Origin of the sequence: Pseudidiomarina sp., from assembly GCF_048267825.1 — a bacterium.
Lineage (GTDB): Bacteria > Pseudomonadota > Gammaproteobacteria > Enterobacterales > Alteromonadaceae > Pseudidiomarina.
The window spans coordinates 58,968-78,101 of the sequence record NZ_JBLWWR010000011.1 but is presented as its reverse complement, the minus strand read 5'-3'; the positions used below and the strand labels follow the sequence as shown (position 1 = coordinate 78,101).

17 protein-coding genes and 1 pseudogene are annotated in these 19,134 nt (G+C 48.1%); 4 read left to right on the top strand and 14 right to left on the bottom strand.

The annotated features are described in order from the left end of the window. Positions 1-744: pseudogene (locus tag ACN0UN_RS09490) on the bottom strand (alpha/beta hydrolase); the annotation flags it as partial. Positions 745-1,013: 269 nt separating this feature from the next. Here ACN0UN_RS09490 and ACN0UN_RS09485 point away from each other — a divergent pair. The 4 genes from ACN0UN_RS09485 (at position 1,014) to ACN0UN_RS09470 (ending at position 5,529) form a co-directional block, all read left to right on the top strand. After that, positions 1,014-1,787, top strand: coding sequence for a YciK family oxidoreductase (locus ACN0UN_RS09485; RefSeq protein ID WP_417659761.1), 774 nt, complete (start codon positions 1,014-1,016; stop codon positions 1,785-1,787). Between the two features lie 157 nt (positions 1,788-1,944). Continuing rightward, the gene (locus tag ACN0UN_RS09480; RefSeq protein ID WP_417659757.1) at positions 1,945-2,235 is read left to right on the top strand and encodes a metal-sensitive transcriptional regulator; all 291 of its coding nucleotides are present in this window, start codon (positions 1,945-1,947) and stop codon (positions 2,233-2,235) included. Between the two features lie 10 nt (positions 2,236-2,245). Then, positions 2,246-4,486, top strand: coding sequence for a heavy metal translocating P-type ATPase (locus ACN0UN_RS09475; protein ID WP_417659756.1), 2,241 nt, complete (start codon positions 2,246-2,248; stop codon positions 4,484-4,486). A gap of 65 nt (positions 4,487-4,551) precedes the next feature. Further along, complete coding sequence (locus ACN0UN_RS09470; protein WP_417659755.1) at positions 4,552-5,529, top strand: WD40/YVTN/BNR-like repeat-containing protein; 978 nt, start codon at positions 4,552-4,554, stop codon at positions 5,527-5,529. Here ACN0UN_RS09470 and ACN0UN_RS09465 read toward each other — a convergent pair. The 13 genes from ACN0UN_RS09465 to ACN0UN_RS09405 form a co-directional block, all read right to left on the bottom strand. After that, positions 5,482-7,629 carry an aminotransferase class V-fold PLP-dependent enzyme gene (locus tag ACN0UN_RS09465; RefSeq protein ID WP_417659754.1) on the bottom strand — a complete coding sequence of 716 codons (2,148 nt, stop codon included), beginning with the start codon at positions 7,627-7,629 and terminating at the stop codon, positions 5,482-5,484. The two genes, ACN0UN_RS09470 and ACN0UN_RS09465, sit on opposite strands and share 48 nt — an antisense overlap. A 15-nt stretch (positions 7,630-7,644) precedes the next feature. After that, on the bottom strand, positions 7,645-7,878 hold the full coding sequence (gene nqrM, locus ACN0UN_RS09460) for a (Na+)-NQR maturation NqrM (RefSeq protein WP_339878823.1): 234 nt from the start codon (positions 7,876-7,878) through the stop codon (positions 7,645-7,647). Positions 7,879-7,892: 14 nt separating this feature from the next. Further along, the gene (locus ACN0UN_RS09455; protein WP_417659753.1) at positions 7,893-8,918 is read right to left on the bottom strand and encodes an FAD:protein FMN transferase; all 1,026 of its coding nucleotides are present in this window, start codon (positions 8,916-8,918) and stop codon (positions 7,893-7,895) included. A 5-nt stretch (positions 8,919-8,923) separates the two neighbouring features. Then, positions 8,924-10,150, bottom strand: a complete 1,227-nt coding sequence (gene nqrF / locus ACN0UN_RS09450; protein WP_417659760.1) for an NADH:ubiquinone reductase (Na(+)-transporting) subunit F — start codon at positions 10,148-10,150, stop codon at positions 8,924-8,926. Positions 10,151-10,211: 61 nt separating this feature from the next. Beyond that, the gene (gene nqrE, locus ACN0UN_RS09445; protein ID WP_128351177.1) at positions 10,212-10,820 is read right to left on the bottom strand and encodes an NADH:ubiquinone reductase (Na(+)-transporting) subunit E; all 609 of its coding nucleotides are present in this window, start codon (positions 10,818-10,820) and stop codon (positions 10,212-10,214) included. A 10-nt stretch (positions 10,821-10,830) separates the two neighbouring features. Continuing rightward, entirely contained in the window at positions 10,831-11,463 is a 633-nt protein-coding gene (locus tag ACN0UN_RS09440; protein WP_128351178.1) for an NADH:ubiquinone reductase (Na(+)-transporting) subunit D, read from the bottom strand. Then, entirely contained in the window at positions 11,463-12,239 is a 777-nt protein-coding gene (locus ACN0UN_RS09435) for a Na(+)-translocating NADH-quinone reductase subunit C (RefSeq protein WP_417659752.1), read from the bottom strand. The genes ACN0UN_RS09440 and ACN0UN_RS09435 overlap by 1 nt, the downstream gene beginning before the upstream one ends. Then, positions 12,232-13,431: an NADH:ubiquinone reductase (Na(+)-transporting) subunit B gene (locus ACN0UN_RS09430; RefSeq protein ID WP_417659751.1), complete on the bottom strand. Its 1,200-nt coding sequence runs from the start codon at positions 13,429-13,431 to the stop codon at positions 12,232-12,234. The genes ACN0UN_RS09435 and ACN0UN_RS09430 overlap by 8 nt, the downstream gene beginning before the upstream one ends. Before the next feature lie 2 nt (positions 13,432-13,433). Continuing rightward, positions 13,434-14,774 (bottom strand): Na(+)-translocating NADH-quinone reductase subunit A, encoded by a 1,341-nt coding sequence (locus ACN0UN_RS09425; protein ID WP_417659750.1) that lies wholly within the window; start codon positions 14,772-14,774, stop codon positions 13,434-13,436. Positions 14,775-15,034: 260 nt separating this feature from the next. Further along, positions 15,035-16,213: an enoyl-ACP reductase FabV gene (gene fabV, locus ACN0UN_RS09420; protein WP_417659749.1), complete on the bottom strand. Its 1,179-nt coding sequence runs from the start codon at positions 16,211-16,213 to the stop codon at positions 15,035-15,037. Positions 16,214-16,300: 87 nt separating this feature from the next. After that, the gene (locus tag ACN0UN_RS09415; protein ID WP_417659748.1) at positions 16,301-16,618 is read right to left on the bottom strand and encodes a BolA/IbaG family iron-sulfur metabolism protein; all 318 of its coding nucleotides are present in this window, start codon (positions 16,616-16,618) and stop codon (positions 16,301-16,303) included. A gap of 14 nt (positions 16,619-16,632) precedes the next feature. Next, positions 16,633-17,103: a hypothetical protein gene (locus tag ACN0UN_RS09410; RefSeq protein WP_417659747.1), complete on the bottom strand. Its 471-nt coding sequence runs from the start codon at positions 17,101-17,103 to the stop codon at positions 16,633-16,635. 224 nt (positions 17,104-17,327) lie between these two features. After that, positions 17,328-19,130, bottom strand: coding sequence for a cation:proton antiporter (locus ACN0UN_RS09405; RefSeq protein ID WP_417659746.1), 1,803 nt, complete (start codon positions 19,128-19,130; stop codon positions 17,328-17,330). Between the last annotated feature and the right edge of the window lie 4 nt (positions 19,131-19,134).

Here is a 19,134-nt window from a genome sequence, read left to right as displayed (position 1 = left end):
TACCGTATCCGTATCAACGCCATGTGCAGCCAAAGCGGCTTCATGGCTGTTGATCAAGCCTTGCAAGCTTTGCGCCGATGGATCAGCAGAGACTGGATCAGTGCTAACTGGACGTTTCATCAAACCGTAAGTTTGCGATGGTTTCACCGTACGACCAAGAGAATCTTGAATATTGTCGGTCAACACAGCCAAGTAACCCGTTTTCGCTTTAAATGGCTTCAACGGCACCACTGCAACACCTGCAGGGCCGGTAGCTTTGACGATAAAGTCTTGACCATGAACCAGTTCAGCAGCTACCGCACAAGTTACTGCTGGGCTTGGCGCTGCGGCACAAGAAGCGCTGACGTCACTGCCACCCATGATGGTTTCAAATACACGAATTGAACCTGGCGCTTCTAGCGACGCTGCGCTTACAGTCACCTGGTCACCGTTTTCATCGGTTGGCAATGAAAAGCTGAACGTTAACGTTGAGTGCGTGCCCCAACCGTCTAAGCCGTTAATCGCAACCTGCGGGTTTCCACCGTCAGTTGGGTCGGCCACTGGAATATTAAGGGTACCGTCTACAGTACCGCCTAACAAAATATTGCTCGGCACGGGTACCTGACCATTTGACGGGTCAAATACAACGCGTGTTGCTGCTACTTGATATTCGGTTTTCACCGATTCTGGCGCATCTTCGCCGCTACCACAGCCGACTAAGCTGAGCGCGCTACCGATCGCTGTTACAAGCAAGAGTTTTTTCATGAGGCTTCCCCAATCCTTGTTCGTGTTGTTATGTATTGAGCACCTGCAGGATGCTATTGTTCGTTTCGCCTATCATCGCCTTTTTAAACTGGTACGACAAGACGTTTTAATTAACAAAATTTTATACACTGTCTGAGCGTAACTTGAAAGTATTTCTCAATAATTTATCTGCACCTGCTGAGAATAATAGCAAAAACCAGTACACTTACCGAATCCACATATTAATTTAAACGTTCAGTTAACTAGAGTGTAAGCATAAAATGAACGCAATGCATAATGCCCAAAAGAATACCGAAAAAAATGCCCCAAAAGATTACGCGATAAAACCGGATTCACTCGCTGGTAAAACTATTCTAGTGACCGGTGCTGGCGACGGAATCGGTCGTGAAGCAGCCAAAACCTTTGCGCATTGTGGCGCTACTGTCATTCTGCTCGGCCGTACCGTGAAAAAGCTCGAGGCCGTTTACGATGAGATAGTTGCGGCTGGTGACCCCGAGCCAGCAATTGTTCCCCTTGATATGAAAGGTGCGACAAAATCGCACTATCAAGGCATGGCGGCCACAATTATTGAACAATTTGGACACCTTGACGGCCTGCTGCAAAATGCAAGCTTGTTGGGGGTATTGTCACCGTTTGAGCACATCGACCACGACTCGTGGAACGACATCATGCAAGTAAACGTCACCGCGCAATTCATGATGACGCAAGCGTTGATGCCAGCTTTGAAGAAAGCACCGCACGCAAGCATCGTGTTCACATCTTCAGGTGTTGGCCGCCAAGGCAAAGCATTTTGGGGCCCTTACGCGGTCAGCAAATTTGCAACCGAAGGTTTAGCACAAGTTATGGCAGACGAGTACGAAGGCACTAATTTGCGGGTGAATGTGATTAACCCAGGCGCCACCCGAACCACCATGCGTTCAAAAGCCTACCCTGCCGAAGATCCCAACAAACTAAAGACCCCAGCGGATTTAATGCCGTTGTATGTCTATTTGATGGCGGACGACAGTATCGGCGTGAACAATCAATCCCTGAATGCGCAGTAAAACCTGAGAGCGTTAGTCGTTATTCGTTAGTCGTTAATCGTTAATCGTTAAAGAGAACAACGAATAACGACAAGCGAAGCGATCGAATAACGAATAACGCCCTTGATCTTCATAGGATAGCCCCCTATACTTTATTCATCATATAACTGAGGTTTTAATGATGAAACACACTGTTACGCCGCACCCTGATAAGCTAAAACAGAACTTAAAGCAACGGCTTGCTCGTATCGAAGGTCAGGTTCGAGGTCTGCAACGGATGGTCGAAACCGACATGTACTGCGACGATATTCTTAATCAGATAGCTTCGGTGCAAGCTGCACTGACGGGTGTTTCCCGGAAGCTACTCACCCAACACATGCACAGTTGTGTCAAACATCGGCTCAATGCAGGTGATGACAGTGTGCTGGATGAACTAGACACCACCATTGAGCGTTTATTGAAACGCTGAGGAGATTTCTATGGCTACGCAACAGTATCAATTACAGTTAGCAGGAATGAGCTGTGCCGGCTGTGCTAAAACGATTGAAAAAGCACTGAATACGGTCACAGGCGTCACCTCTGTGAATGTTAACTTCGCCAATGAAGTTGCTGCAGTTGAAGGTGAAAACCTAGCCCCTGAAGCGCTGGTTCAAGCCATAAAAGACGCGGGTTATGACGCCAGCGTTATTGACCATAGCAACGACAGTACTGACGCACCTGATCAGCGCGAGCAAGCGCAGCGCATTCAGTTTTTTAAATTCATTGCCGCAGCCATTTTATCGGCCCCCTTGCTGTATAGCATGGTAGGCCATTTTAGCTGGACCCAAGGCATTTATGTGCCCGAGTGGATCATGAACCCGTGGGTGCAAATGGCGTTAGCAACACCGGTACAATTTATTATTGGTTGGCAGTTTTATAAAGGCAGCTATACCGCCTTACGTGGCGGTGCAGCCAACATGGATGTATTGGTTGCTTTAGGTACCTCGGCAGCCTACTTCTACAGTGTATACCTTGCAGCAACGGGTGGTGCTGAGATTGCGCATCAAGGGCTTTATTTTGAGACCAGCGCAATACTGATCACTCTGATTTTGCTCGGTAAATGGTTTGAAGCCCGTGCCAAAGGCCGTTCTTCTGCGGCCATTAAACAACTGCTAAATCTGCAACCCAAACAAGCTATTCGCGAGCTTACGGACGGCACCACTGAGACCGTTGATGTAGCATCACTTAAAGTTGACGACTTGGTACACATTAAGCCGGGCCAGCAGGTTCCTGCGGACAGCAAAGTAATAACGGGCGAAAGTGCAGTCGATGAATCCATGCTGACAGGCGAAAGCGTGCCAGTCGATAAACATGAAGGCGACACCCTAACCGGCGGCACCGTCAATAAAAACGGTTTTCTTAAAGCTCAAGTCACGCGCTTAGGAAAAGACTCAGCACTGGCGCAAATCATCAAAGTTGTTGAGCAAGCACAAAACTCCAAGGCCCCTATTCAACGTCTTGCCGATCGCGTATCCGCTATTTTCGTGCCCGTTGTATTGGGTATAGCTTTGGTTACGTTTTTGGTTTGGGCGTTCTGGCTCGAGCCTGGCGATTATGGCTCAGCGCTCGAAGCAACGGTGGCAGTGTTAGTCATTGCTTGCCCCTGTGCACTCGGTTTAGCCACCCCAACCTCAATTATGGCGGGTTCTGGACGGGCCGCGCAAATGGGCGTGCTATTTAAGCAAAGCGACGTGCTGGAAATTGCACACAATGTGACAACCATAGTGCTTGATAAAACCGGAACCATTACTGAAGGCAAGCCCAAACTTACTGATCTGGAGCTTGAGCTAAAAGGCACTGACGAACTTAGCGAAAGTGATTTAAAAGCGGCTATCAAAGCGCTTGAACAACAGTCAGAGCACCCGCTAGCGCAAGCCATCGTTAGCGGCATTGACGAAGCAACCAAGCAGCTCAGTATTAGTAACTTTCATGCTCATGAAGGGCGCGGCGTGTCCGCACAAATCACACGCAACAACAGTCAACATACAATTCGTTTGGGTAACAGCCGACTGATGCAGGACAACGACATTACCTGCGATACCTGGCAACAACGTAAAGAAGCATTGGAACAACAAGGCAAAACTGCCATGTTGATCAGTTGGAATCAACAAGCTGTCGGCATTGTTGCTGTTGCCGACACCGTGCGCGAGCATGCTCAAGAAGCCGTTAGTGCATTAAAGCACCGCGGCCTCAAAGTTGTCATGATCACCGGGGACAATCAGCGCACCGCCGATGCTATCGCCAAACAAGTTGGCATTGAGCACATATTTGCTGAGGTATTGCCGGAACTTAAAGCAGAACATGTCAAAAAACTACAAGCGCAAGGTGAGTCGGTTGCCATGGTCGGTGATGGTATTAACGATGCCCCTGCTCTCGCTTCTGCTGATGTGGGTATCGCTATGGGCACCGGTACCGATGTTGCGCTCGAAACGGCCGATATTGCACTCATGCGAGCCGATTTGCGCAGTTTAGTTGACGCACTCTATGTCAGTGAGAAAACCGTTCGCAACATCCGCCAAAACTTATTTTGGGCCTTTGCGTATAATACATTAGGCATCCCTGTTGCTGCCGCAGGGCTCTTAGCGCCTTGGTTGGCTGGTGGCGCCATGGCATTGAGCTCTGTGTCGGTGGTACTCAACGCGCTGCGTTTACAACGATTGCCGATTAAACGCGACAGTTAGCTTGTGTTTCGGCGCTGAACGCGCCACGATACTTAGTACAACTCAGGCTAAAGGCAAAGAACTCTATGCTAGCTGTAACCATGGCGATGGCCGCGACAATAAATGTTGCGGCGCTTGAAACAAAAACCGATGTACACTGGATAGGCGTGAGTGCGCCAACCACGAATGTTGTGTGGTTGAGCGGCTCCAACGCCACCATAGCGCGCAGCCTTGACGCTGGCGAAACATGGGAGTTTTCACAACCCGCCTCGGCAACGCTCCAGTTTCGTGATATTGAAGCACTCGATGCCAACCATGCATATGCGCTCAGCATTGGCGAAAATGGTGACTCCAGGATTTATTACACCTCAAACGGTGGCCGTGACTGGCAACTGCGCTTTCGCGCGGGTAGCAATCAATTTCTAAACTGCATCGCAACAGCCAGCTCCAACGAAGCTTGGGTTTACGGTGACAGTAAAGAAAGCAGATGGGAAATGGTGCGCAGTGCAGACGGTCGCAATTGGCTTTCTGCCAGTAACGTGGTGGATAGTCAGCCCCTTCCCGATGAAGGGGGATTGGCGGCCAGCGGCGGCTGTGTGCGCTATAACAACAAAGTTTGGGCCATCGGCACTGCCAACGGGCATACCGCACGGTTGCTAATAAAACGTAATTTTGGCATTCGCTTCAAGGCTATTGATACGCCGCTTCCAGCCGGTCCAGGAGCGGGTATTGCCAGTGTCTGGCCATTCAGTGAAACCCACGTTTTGTTAGCTGGTGGTGACTTAAGCAATGCAGCTGCACGCCCACGCTTGGTCGAATACAAAGACGATACGTTTACGCCCTTGGCTGAGCCACCACTGGAAGGCGCACTTTATAGTCTAACCGTGCGTGCCAACCGAGACATGATTGTATCCAACCCCGCTGGCGCAGCTTATTTTCACACAGCTGAACAACGCTGGCAGCCACTGAGTGACGCCAATGTTTGGAACAGCGCCTGCATTCAAAACCGCTGCTATTTAGTTGGCAAGGAAGGGTACGTCGCGCGCGTCAGCTTCGATGAGTAAAGCCGTTCCACCAGTTAAATGACTCACGCTGCAAAACCCGTGGCGAGCTAACACTTGCGCCGCTACGGCACTGCGGTGCCCAGAGCGACACACACAAACGATAGGCCGTTGAGCAAACTTATCACGGTGGGTGTAAATGAATTGCACCAAGCGCGTCAGGGGTACATTGATTACTTCAGCATCCACGGACAGCTCGCGAACTTGATGTTCTTGCTGCTCGCGCACGTCGACAACCAAAGTTTCAGGCTGTTTTAACCATTCTTGTTGTTGCTCTAATGGCACATCAACAAGCTGACAAGCCACGCATTCATCGGCTACTTCACAAAGCCGCTGTACCACCCGGAACGAGTCGTCGCGGCTTGCGAGCAGTAACGTTTGGTCATGAACCAGAGGCTGGAGCAGTTTGGCATCTTGATGCTCACCGATAAAGGCAAAATCAACATGCGGAGACGGATGTTCCGCCGCCAAGGGTGAGCTCAACAAATACACCGGGAACCGTGTGCCAACACGATAAAGTCGGCGCTTACCAACCGGCAAACAGCCAAATACCGGCGTCTCGCACTCCGCAGGCGCGTCACAACCTCCCACGTGCTGCTCGGGCCAACCCACCGCGTCGCGCGCAGCGCTACAGCCACTTGCGCATAATAATTGCGCTAACATCGCGGCTGGGCTATCAGGTTGATGCGGTTGTGTGGACAGCACAGCCCGCACTTTATAATTTTGACACGCAACTAATCGCTCAATGCGTTCAGCGAGTTCTGGAACCGGGTCGATGACCGCCATTTCCTTAGCCGCTTTATCAATCAATAAATAGCAACAGTGTGTGTCAAAACGCAATTGCACCACGCCATCTAAATCACTATCGATGTCTTCGTTGATATCGGAAACCAGCAAACATGACTGGCGCAAAGCTTTGGCCGCATCACGAATGCGCTCACAGGCAGCATCAATTGTTGCGGCTTGTGTGGCGGGGCCAAATGATAAGCGAATGGCTGAGCTGGAACGCCATTGTTCCAACCCCATCGCATCAAGCACAAAGCTTTGGGTAACGCCTGAACTGCATGCAGAGCCTGAGCTGACGCGAATATTAGCCGCATCAAACACATCCATAATGTCGCGCGATGGCACACCGCGAACAGAAAAGTTCAGCGTAGTAGGTACCGAATGCTTGAAGTCATGGTTTAACTGTAAAGTCGGAAACACACTACGCAAGGCTGCTAGCAACTGGGTACGGTAGGCTTCCAAAGTTTCTTCAGTTTGAAATACACGTTGCTGCTTATCTAACAACAGTTCAAACAGTGCATGCAAGGCAGCAATGCCTGGTAAGTTTTCGGTACCGGAACGCTGGCCTTGTTCCTGCCCACCGCCAATAATCAATGGCGTGAATGGCGCCGCGTCGCGCACGTAAATAAAGCCGATGCCTTTCGGTCCATACAGCTTGTGCCCACTAAATGGCGCGTAATCAATGGTGGTTTCAGAAATCTGTAAATGTTGCTTACCTAATGCCTGCACACAATCAACCATCCACGGCACCGATTCATTGTGCGTACGGATAACCTTCTCTAATGCAACGAGGTCTTGCTTAACACCGGTTTCATTGTTTACCGCCATAGTACAAATCATGTGCGCAGCGCCAACATGCTCAGCAATAAACTGATGATCAAGCAAGCCATTCTTATCAACTGGAATGGCTTTTAACTCGGCATTGAGTTGCAGCAGCTTATTCCAGTGCTCAAGCGCTTGCGGCACCGCTTTGTGCTCTGTTGCACCATATAACAACCAACGGCGCGCACCGCTATTGGTGTTATTTCGAGCTGCGATTAAGGCCGACAATACAGCGGTTTGAATACCTTCAGTGGCACCACTGGTGAAAAATAAGCGCCCGGCGCGCGCACCAATAACCTGACGCCCAAGGCGACGGGTATTATCAAGAATATAGCGCGCTTGTAAGCCAGCAATGTGGCTGCTTGAGGGGTTACCGAAGACATGTTCCATAACATGCTCGACGGCCTGAGCAATTTGCGGCAACACCGGTGTCGTAGCATTACAGTCAAGATAAATTTCGGCCGCTTTCGGGCGAATTTGTACCGGCGTTACCATTGAATCAACTCCTTGTTATTGGTCGATGCGATTTTCCTGCCACTGCTTTTCTTTGGCCGCGCGGGCTTCTTCAGCCATACGCGCTTTTTTATCATCGCATGGGTCATCGCAATCACATGCTTTTTCCATACCTAACGATGAAATACCACCACAGCTACCTGAAATCGATTTGCGTTGGGCTATAAAGCCCACCGACATGGCCAATACCACCACCAACATGATGACGAATACAGCAATAAAAACGCCCATGTGGACCTCCTGAGCTACTGCTCAAATCGTTTGAATGCAGTACTAGTGTACTCTTTAAATTCTTCGTTTTCACGGGTAACCAGCAATACCGCCAAGCCTTTTCTATTAGCGAAATCCAATGCCTGCTCTGGCCCCATGACTGTTAAGGCCGTGGCATAGGCATCGGCATCCATGCAGGTTTCCGTAATGACCGTTACAGACACCAGATTATGCTGAATTGGGTAGCCACTGCGCGGGTCAATAATATGCGAATAACGCACACCATCTTCTTCAAAATAGTTGCGATAATCACCCGACGTTGCGACCGCATTATTGCCTGGCTCAATGACCTTTTGCACTGCGCGTTCGAGTGATACCGGTTGCTCGATGGCAATACGCCACGGTTGTTCGCCGGGCTTGCTGCCCTTCATGCGCATTTCACCGCCAATCTCGACTAAATAGTTTTTAATTTCCATCTGTTCGAGCAATAAAGCCACGCGATCAACACCATAACCCTTAGCGATGGTTGACAAATCAACATATAAATCAGGTACAGCTTTGGTCAACTGGTGGTTTTCGACCGACAAATATTGGTAACCAACTTGGTCACGAACAGCGTTGAGTTCTGCTTCTGTCGGCACAGTTTCTGGCCGCCCGAGTGGGCCAAAACCCCATAAGTTCACCAACGGCCCTACCGTAACATCCAGCAACCCATCGGTCTCCGCACCAATTTCTAAAGCCCGACGCACAACTGTTTCTAAAGCCCGTGACACCACGACAGGTTCAGTGGTTTGGCGGCTATTAAACACCGACAACTCTGAATTTGGGTCGTAGGTCGACATTTGACTATTGATTTGCTGCAACACACCGTCGACACGTTCTTTAACACGTTCCGGAGAATGATTAGGGTTCGCCGTAACGTAACGAATATGGTACGTGGTGCCCATGGTTTCGCCAGAAACGGACAGTTGCTGCGGTACATGCGTGCACGAAACGAAAAAGGCCAGCCCAAATAGGGCTAGCCACACGCGTAGAATAAGTGAAACGTTTAGGTTAGCCACCAAGGTTAGCCACCAAAGTCGTCCAATAAGATGTTTTCATCTTCAACGCCTAAGTCTTTCAACAGTTTGATAACGGCTGCGTTCATCATCGGCGGACCACACATATAGAACTCACAATCTTCCGGAGCTTCGTGATCTTTCAGATAATTTTCGTATAAAACGTTATGGATAAAGCCGGTATAGCCTTCCCAGTTGTCTTCTGGTTGTGGATCAGACAACGCAACGTTCCATTCAAAATTATCATTTTCACGCGCCAACATATCGAAATCTTCTACATAGAACATTTCTTTCTTAGAGCGTGCACCATACCAGAACGTCATCTTGCGATCAGTATTCAGACGACGCAGTTGGTCGAAGATGTGTGAACGCATTGGTGCCATACCAGCACCACCACCAACGAATACCATTTCTGCTTTTGTTTCTTTGGCAAAGAATTCACCAAACGGCCCGGAAATTGTCACTTTATCACCTGGTTTCAGGCTAAAGATATACGACGACATTTGGCCCGGTGGTAAGCTCATATCACGCGGAGGCGGCGTAGCGATACGCACATTCAGCATGATAATGCCTTTTTCGTCTGGGTAGTTCGCCATGGAATACGCACGAATAACTTCTTCGTTAACTTTTGACTCTAAGTTAAAGAAGCCAAAGTGTTCCCAGTCGCCACGGAATTTCTCTTCAATTTCAAAATCTTTGAATTTCACGTGGTGAGGTGGGCATTCAATCTGAATATAACCACCGGCACGGAATGGTACATCTTCGCCTTCAGGCAACTGCACCACAAATTCTTTAATGAAGGTTGCAACGTTATGGTTTGACTTAACGGTACAATCCCACTTACGAATACCGAAAACTTCTTCAGGAAGTTCGATTTTCATGTCTTGCTTCACGTTCACCTGACAAGATAAACGGCAGCCTTCACGAGCTTCTTTACGGTTAATATGGTCACGTTCAGTTGGCAGAATCTCACCGCCACCTTCTTTGATAACCACGCGGCACTGACCACATGAGCCACCGCCACCACACGCTGATGATACGAAAATACCCGCATTTGCTAATGCGCCAAGCAACTTAGTACCTGGCTGGGTGGTGATTTTCTTGTCTTCATCATCGTTAATTAAAATCTCGACATCACCTTGAGGGACCAATTTTGATTTTGCGATCATAATTACCGCCACCAAAATCAGTACAATCAAGGTAAACATGCCTACGCCGAGCGCTATTAATGTCAAATCTTGCCCTTGCATCGACTTGTACCTCTCGTTAATCCGTTGCTATCGTTACCGGTGCTTCTTAAAGGGATACGCCAGAGAATGACATAAAGCCCAAACCAATTAGACCAACCGAAATAAATGTAATGCCCAAACCACGTAAGCCGTCTGGTACATCTGCATATTTCAGTTTTTCGCGTACTGCTGCTAAAGCAACAATTGCGAGAGCCCAGCCAATACCGCTACCGATACCGTAAACCACACTTTCGCCGAAGGTATAGTCACGCTCAACCATGAACGAAACGCCACCAAAAATTGCGCAGTTAACCGTAATCAACGGCAAGAAAATACCCAATGCGTTGTATAACGCAGGAACGTATTTATCCAATGCCATCTCTAGAATCTGAACCAACGCAGCGATAACGCCGATGAAGGTTAAGAAACGTAAGAAGCTCAGGTCCGCATCAGGAAAACCAGCCCAATCCAATGCGCCAGGCGCCAGAATGTTGTGATAAACCAAGTTGTTTACTGGAACCGAGATACCCAGTACCACGATAACCGCAACGCCCAAGCCGAAGGCAGTAGTTACTTTCTTAGACACCGCCAAGAAGGTACACATACCAAGGAAAAACGATAACGCTAAGTTCTCAACGAAAATCGCCTTAATAAATAAACTGATATAAGCTTCCATGGTCTGCCCCTTAATCCTTCGGTTCTACTTGTTCGGTACGGAAGGTACGCAGTACCCAGATAAAGCCACCGATAATGAAGAACGCACTTGGTGGTAAAACCAACAAGCCGATTGGCTGATACCAACCCCCTTCAGAAGCCAGTTGCATGATCTGATAGCCAAACAGGCTACCCGAGCCAAACAATTCACGAATAAATCCAACAGTTAATAGCACCACTGAGTAGCCTAAACCGTTACCAATACCGTCTAAGAACGACAAACCTGGCGTGCTCTTCATGGCATAAGCTTCGGCACGTCCCATAACGATACAGTTGGTGATAATCAAACCAACGAATACCGAAAGTTCTTTGGCGATGCCGTATGCATAAGCACGTAAAATCTGATCAACCACGATAACCAAACTGGCAATAATGGTCATTTGCACAATGATTCGCACACTCGAAGGAATGTGGTTACGAATAATTGAGATAAACAAGTTTGAAAACGCCGTAACAAAGGTTAGTGCGATACACATAACCAGGGTGTTTTCCATTTTTGAGGTAACAGCCAATGCAGAACAAATACCTAGAATTTGTAAAGCGATTGGGTTGTTGGCAAAAATCGGTCCAAATAGAACCTCTTTGACTTCTTTTGCACTAGCCATTAGTTCAGCTCCCCTTTACGAATTTTATCAAACAGCGGGCCGTAAGCTTTATCGCTGAACCAGAACTGCATAGTGTTCTCAACACCATTACTAGTTAGCGTCGCACCCGATAGCGCGTCCACTTGATGGTCTTTGTCAGTCACATTTTTTGTAACTTCCAACGCCACACTGTCGTTTTCATAAATTTCTTTGCCTTCCCAGCTTGCTGCCCAGTTTGGATTCTGGATTTCGCCGCCAAGGCCCGGAGTTTCAGTGTGTTCGTAGTAGTTGATACCTTTCACGGTGTTCATGTCGGGTGCTACAGCCATAAAGCCATACATAGTACCCCACAAACCATAACCACGAATGTAAACAACAACAGTTTCTAACTCACCTTGGGCATCGTTGATAAAGTAAACTTTAGCAACATCTTCACGTGAGCCAATACCAGCCACATCCACTTTTTTATCCAGCTTAGTACCTAAGCCAGCTTTCTTAGCAGAAGCAATTGGGTCATATTCTGTTGGGTTTTTACCGTCAACCGAGTCCACTTCTTCAAGCGTATTCAAGTTGAATAAACGTGTTTCAACGCGCTCTTCAAACAACGCGATAACGTCAGTTTCAGGCGTTAACAAACCTGCAGCATCCAAAACGTTACGTTGCATATCTAAGGCTGCGTTTTTCTGCTGCAGTGGTTTTAAACCAACTGCTGAACCCGCCACGATTATCGCGCACACTAAACAGAGCGCGACAACGACAAATAGCGTTTTCCCGAGTGATTCGTTTTTATTAGCCATTGCGTGCCATTCTCCGTTTAATGTTTGATTGAACAACAAAGTGGTCAAACAGCGGCGCGAATACGTTCGCGAACAGAATCGCTAACATAATCCCCTCTGGGTACGCAGGGTTTACCACACGGATAAGAACTGTCATTGCACCGATTAAGAAACCGTAAGCGAACTTACCTTTGTTGGTGAATGATGCGGATACTGGGTCAGTTGCCATGAACATCATACCGAAGGCAAAACCACCCACAACCAAGTGCCAGTACCATGGCATTGCAAACATTGGATTGGTATCGCTACCGATAGCATTGAACAAGAATGCCAACGCGGCCATACCCACGAACACACCTGACACAATACGCCACGATGCAATTCTGAAATAAATAAGTGCTAAACCGCCAATAAGAATCATCAGGGTTGAAACTTCGCCCATTGAGCCTTGGATGTTACCTAAGAAAGCGTTCCACCAGAGATCCATGTCAGCGAAATAATCGACACCTGAAGCAGCCTGGCCAAGTAAGGTTGCACCTGAAAAGCCATCAACGGCTGTCCATACCTGCTCACCCGAAATTGAAGCTGGGAAGGCAAAGTATAAGAACGCACGACCGGTAAGCGCAGGGTTCAAGAAGTTGCGTCCGGTACCGCCGAACACTTCTTTACCAATCACCACACCGAAGGTGATACCGAGCGCAACTTGCCATAGAGGCATGGTTGCAGGCAAGGTTAAGGCAAACAATACCGAAGTAACGAAGAACCCTTCGTTGATTTCATGCTTACGCACCGAGGCGAATATGACTTCCCAAAAGCCGCCCACAATAAATGTGGTTGCATAAACAGGAACGAAGAAACAGGCACCGTAAAACATTTTGGTACCCCAGCCAGCGCCAGCGAAATCACCACCAAGCAGCTGGAACAAGCCCACCTGCCAAATGTCAGCTAACTCGTAGCCGTTCGCCAATGCCATAGCGGCTTGGTTACCTACGTTGTACATACCCCAGAACATTGCTGGGAAGGTCATCATCCACACTAAAATCATGATGCGCTTTAAATCAACGCTATCTTTTACGTGGGTAATGCCCTTCGTCACTTTGCCTGGCGTGTAGAAAATTGTAGCTGCGGCTTCGTATAAGGCGTACCACTTTTCGTACTTGCCGCCTTTTTCGAAGCTTGGCTCAATCTTCTCGAGGAAATTTTTTAAGCCCATGATCAGCCCTCTTTCTCAATTTCGGTCAACATGTTACGTAACACTGGACCGTACTCATATTTGCCAGGGCAAACGTAAGAACACAGTGCTAAATCCTCTTCGTCCAGTTCCAAACAGCCCAGCTTCTGAGCTTGCTCGGTGTCACCGGAGAGCAGGTCACGTAACAAAATCGTTGGCAAAATATCAAGCGGCATCACGCGCTCATAGTTGCCGATTGGAACCATCGAACGGTCTGAACCGTTTGTGGTGGTAGTCATTGCGAACAACTTGTTAGGGATTAAATGCCCCAAGTATGCGCGCGTCACTGAGTGCTGTTCGGCACCAGGCTTAATCCAGCCAAACAGTTCTTTTTGGTCGCCTTCAGCCAATACGCTAACCTGATCGTGGAAACGACCAAGCCATTGATGTGCGTCATCAACCTTGTGACCATTCAGTACTGAACCAGAGATAACGCGATTCTTACCTTGCGACAATTCACCTTTCGTGAGCTCACGCAAATTTGCGCCCATGCGGGTACGCAACAAACGCGGCTTTTTAGTGCTTGGCCCACCCAGGGCCACAACACGGTCAGTAAATAGCTCACCGGTGGTGAATAACTTGCCGTAGGCGATTACGTCTTGATAACCAATGTGCCATACCGGCTTCGCCGCTGACACAGGGTGTAAGAAATGGATGTGTGTGCCAACTAAGCCAGCTGGGTGTGGCCCTGCAAAACTTTCCAGTTGAACTTTCGCATCGCCAGTATCAACTTCTGCATCAGCAGCCTTAACCACAAAAACTTTGCCTTGGGTCAAGTTACTAAGAACTTTTAAACCGTCGATAAATGCTTGTTTGTGTTCGTTGATAATAACTGATGGGTTCGCCGCTAAAGGATTGGTATCCATCGCGTTAACGAAAATTGCAGTAGGCTCGGCATCTAGCTTAGGCGAACGACTGAATGGGCGGGTACGCAAAGCAACCCATTGACCCGAATTATTCAGTTGCTCAACCACTTTAGCGCGATCAAGGCCTGCCAGTTCGCTACTGTCGTGCTTGGCAAAGGTTTCTTGCTCATCGCCGTCAATTTCAATGACAACAGCTTGCAAAACACGCTTTGCGCCACGCAGAACGTCTTTAACAACGCCGGCAGCTGGAGCGGTAAATTTAACCCCTGGGTTTTTCTTGTCTTCGAAAAGTACCTGGCCTTTTTTAACGCGGTCTTCAACCTTAACCTGCATGGTTGGACGCATTCCCACATACTCTTCACCCAGTACGGCAACGGTGGTGATGGCCTGGCCATCCTCGATAGTTTGCTGGGGGGTACCCGAAATTGGGATATCCAGCCCTTTCTTGATCGTAATCATACGCGTTTGCACTACTCGTTAGGGAAGATTAATCTCACTCCAGCACACGCAGTTTGGTACGACCCAGCCTGCCTGCACTGACCAAATTCTGTCCATTTTCACCTAGGGCGCGCATTTTAGCACTTTTGCACGGTAAAACAAATGCGAAAAACCCTAAAAAAGGTTGTTCGTTATTCGATCGCTTCGCTTGTCGTTATTCGTTAAATACAAACACGAACAACCAATAACGAATAACGAGTAACGAATAACGATTAACGGCGTTACCAGGTGACTACTGGATCCACATCGGCATCATAATCAACGCCTTCAATGCCAAATCCAAATAACTTCAGAAAGTCGCTGTGATAACCGGCGTAGTCCGCTAATTGGTGGAAATTATCTTGCGTCACTTGGTGCCACAAAGCTTCCACTTTAGCTTGCGTTTTTTCGTTGGTTTCCCAATCGTTCATAAACAAGCGCCCTGCTTCGTCAAGCTTTGGGTTTTCGCTATACAGCGCATCTTTTAACAAGCGGTAGGTTTGCTCAATGCAGCCCTCATGCGTGCCTTCTTCCTTCATCACGCCGTATATCAGCGAAATATAAAGTGGCATAACGGGAATCGCAGAGCTGGCTTGTGTCACCAAAGCTTTTAATGACGACACATAAGCTTCCAGGTTAATGCCTGCATAACGGGTACGCATTTCTGCGGCCGCGCGATCAAGATCTTCCTTGGCTTTACCAATGGTTGCGTGCCCATAAATTGGCCAAGTTAACTTTTTACCAATGTAGGTATACGCTGTGGTTTTTGCGTTGTCTGCCAATACGCCTGCGTCATGCAACGCCGCCATCCACAATTCCCAATCTTCGCCGCCCATAACTTTAATGGTCTGCTGAATTTCATCGTCATTAGCAGGCTCAAGGGTAATTTCAGACACTTCGTCTTTGTCGGTATTGTAGGTTTTCGTGGTGTACGCTTGACCAATTGGCTTCAGCGTTGAGCTGTAAAGGTCGCCCGTTACAGGGTCTTTGCGTTTAGGTGACGCTAAGCTATAAATAACTAAATCAACCTGACCAAAATCTTCTTTTATTTTTGCAATCACTTGGTCTTTAATTTCGTTCGAAAAGGCATCACCATTAATCGTATGTGCGTACAGTCCTTCTTTTTCGGCTGCCTTATGAAACGCTGCCGTATTGTACCAGCCCGCGGTACCTGTTCTTTTCTCAGTTGGCTCTTTTTCGAAACATACGCCAATGGTCTTTGCGCCAGCACCAAAGGCCGCGTTAATGCGAGACGCTAAGCCATAACCCGTTGAACTACCAATCACCAACACGCGTTTCGGTACATTGTTAAGAGCCGGTTGTTGCTTCACATAGTCAATTTGCTGTTGTACATGAGCCGCGCAGCCTACCGGATGAGCATTGGTACAGATGAAACCGCGAATTTTTGGATGAATTACCATAGTGTTATGTCCTGTTTTTTTTAAATTCGTATCGATACAAATGCCGGCTAGTGTAACCGACCACACACGCTCAAGTGATCTGAGCTGTTACGATTCCAGTTTACTGCCACCACGGCATTGTGGTGACTCAGGCACTGCATGCAGTTGCTGCCATTCCTGCACGCTATACACGTGCAGTGCTAGCGCATGAACCGGCCCTGCCAGTTCCTCGGCAAGGACTTTGTTCACCGCTCGGTGCCGCTGTAACAAACGCATGCCATCAAAGTCTTCGCATACCAGCACAATCTTAAAGTGGGAATCATCACTTGGCGTACCATGCAAGTGGCTCTCATTAATGACTTCAAGATGCGCAGGGGCAAAGTGCCGCGTTATTTTTTCATGAATGTGTTGCTCAAGTGCAGTCATAAGCACCTCGAAAATTAGTTGGCGTCCAGTGAACTGTAGCAGATGCTGTCATCACGCCCGATTTTAGCGAAGGCATTAATAATATTTGGCTCAGGCTGATTCGGGCGATAGGCAATACGAAATATCTGTGAACCGAAATTTCCCGATACCTGATATAACAGCACCCCATGCTCTTTATAGATAGCAATTAACTGTTGTAAACCTTCGGCCCGGTTGCTGGGGAATACGGAAATGTCGCCCACCAAGCGCCAGCGATTAAGCTCATCTTGCTCAGCCATGAGTGCTTGATTGATTCTATCGCGGCAAAAACTTAACTGTATGATGCTGCTTGAGAGCGCCCAATTGCCCGTCGGCAATTGCAGGGTATCAATTTCATGTACCCACTGGGTTGCTTCATCCAGTGAGTCATCTGTAACGCGGGGCTCGCAGCCGGACAGTAATGTGAACGTGATACCGACAACAACAAGCCATTTTGCGAACGCCATAACACACCCATGTTTGAGACAACGATATGACTTGGGAGTATAAAGGCTATAGAAGGAATTAAAAAGCGGGAAGAACATCCTTGTTCGAAGGGATAACGTCATTCCATGAGTGCTATCCCTAATCCATGCGGGTATACTATCTAATTAAATGCTTCATTTCAATTACAATTTGACAACAAATTCTTAAGTTTCTCTTTTTAAAGTTGATTTAGTGTAAAAAAAAATTATTCCTCTGACTGCTCAGTCTCTGGGCTAACCAACGCCACAATCTGCCATCCAGCCTTTGGTTCAAAGGTCTGATCGCTTGAAAAAAGGTGACAAAATTCACGTTCATCCAAGGCGTAAAGTGGTAACGCTCGGTTTCCGTAACGATCCTGATAATCGTCATAGTGAAATGATTCTGTAAGCGCGGTGGTTTTAACCTGTGCACCCTGGAAAGTAAGACTTGCCAACTTCGAGAATGTAACACCTTTACCGAATAATTTCAGTCGTTTACGGTACACTTCTGGCAGCTGGTTGCGCGCTGGAGCATCATGATCAGTACTATGCAACGCATAAATTTTATCTTCCGAGAACCAGTCCATGAAGTGCATCGCAACCACCGGATTTAACTGCCGATAAGGTGACAAAATCAGCACGTGACCAATACCAGTGAGGTCCATATTATTTTCGGCATGTTCCGAAGTTGGGTTACCGAAGTAAACCGGCAGGTTCTCCATGCGCGCCTGCTTGATGTGTTCCCAGTTGGTATCAGCGAGCAGCACCGGAAACTTATTCTCTTTAAGCGACTTCGCAATCAACCGTGCTGTGGGGTTAGCGCCGAAGATAAGGAAGCCACGCGCTGGTGGCTCTCGCAACTTAAGCGCGTGAGCGAGCGGTTTTGCCGTTAAACTCTGCAGTACTACCGTGCTAAGAATAACGAGGAACACCAATGGCACCAGCAATTCGGCTTCTTCCCACCCAGCTTGTTGTAATTTCAATGCAAACAATGCCGAAACCGCCGCAGCAACAATACCGCGCGGTGCTATCCAGCTTAGCAGTACTTTTTCTTTAAACGCCGTTTGGGTGCCTATTGACGAAACCCATACGCTCAATGGTCGCACCACAAAGATAATAATGGCCAGTAACAACACTGCCGGGAAGCCAAGCGAATTAAATGCATCAGGTTGCAGACGCGCCGCAAGGATAATAAACAGCCCGGAAATTAGCAGCACCGATAAGGTTTCTTTAAATTCAAGAATATCGTCGAGATCTAAGCCGCGCATGTTGGCCATAACCATGCCCATAACGGTTACCGTCAACAAGCCAGATTCATGCTGCAAGGCGTTTGAGACAGCGAACACACCCAGAACTACAGCAAGGGTTGCAACGTTTTTCAAATAGTGCGGAAAGATACTTTTGAGCAAGGCCCAACCCAACAATTTACCACCGGCAAAACCAAGCGCAAAGCCCACACCGATAGTGGTTGCAAAGGCTTGCAGTGCTTGTGTCCAGCCCGCACCTTGACTCGAGATGATGAACTCATACACCAATACCGCCAATAACGCGCCGATAGGATCAATGATGATGCCTTCCCAGCGCAAAATGTTGCCAAGGCGCGCCAAAGGCCTTACTGAGCGTATCATGGGCATGATTACGGTTGGTCCCGTTACCACCACCAAGGCACCAAACAGCGCCGACAGCTCCCAACTAAAACCAATCAAATAATAGGCTGCTATTGCAATGGATACCCAGGTAATCACCATGCCAATACTGACAAGGTTCGTCACCATGCGCCCGTGACCGCGAATTTCATCAAACTTCAGCGTTAACGAACCTTCAAATAGAATAATGGCAACGGACAGTGATACCAGTGGGAATAAAATATCGCCAAATACCGCATCGGGATTTAACACACCAAAAACCGGGCCTATTACAATACCAACAATCAGTAATGGCAGAATCGCCGGTACTTTCATGCGCCAAGCGCCCCATTGGCATAAAATTGACAGCACGCCAATCAAGGCTAACGCGGACATATTTGACATAAAG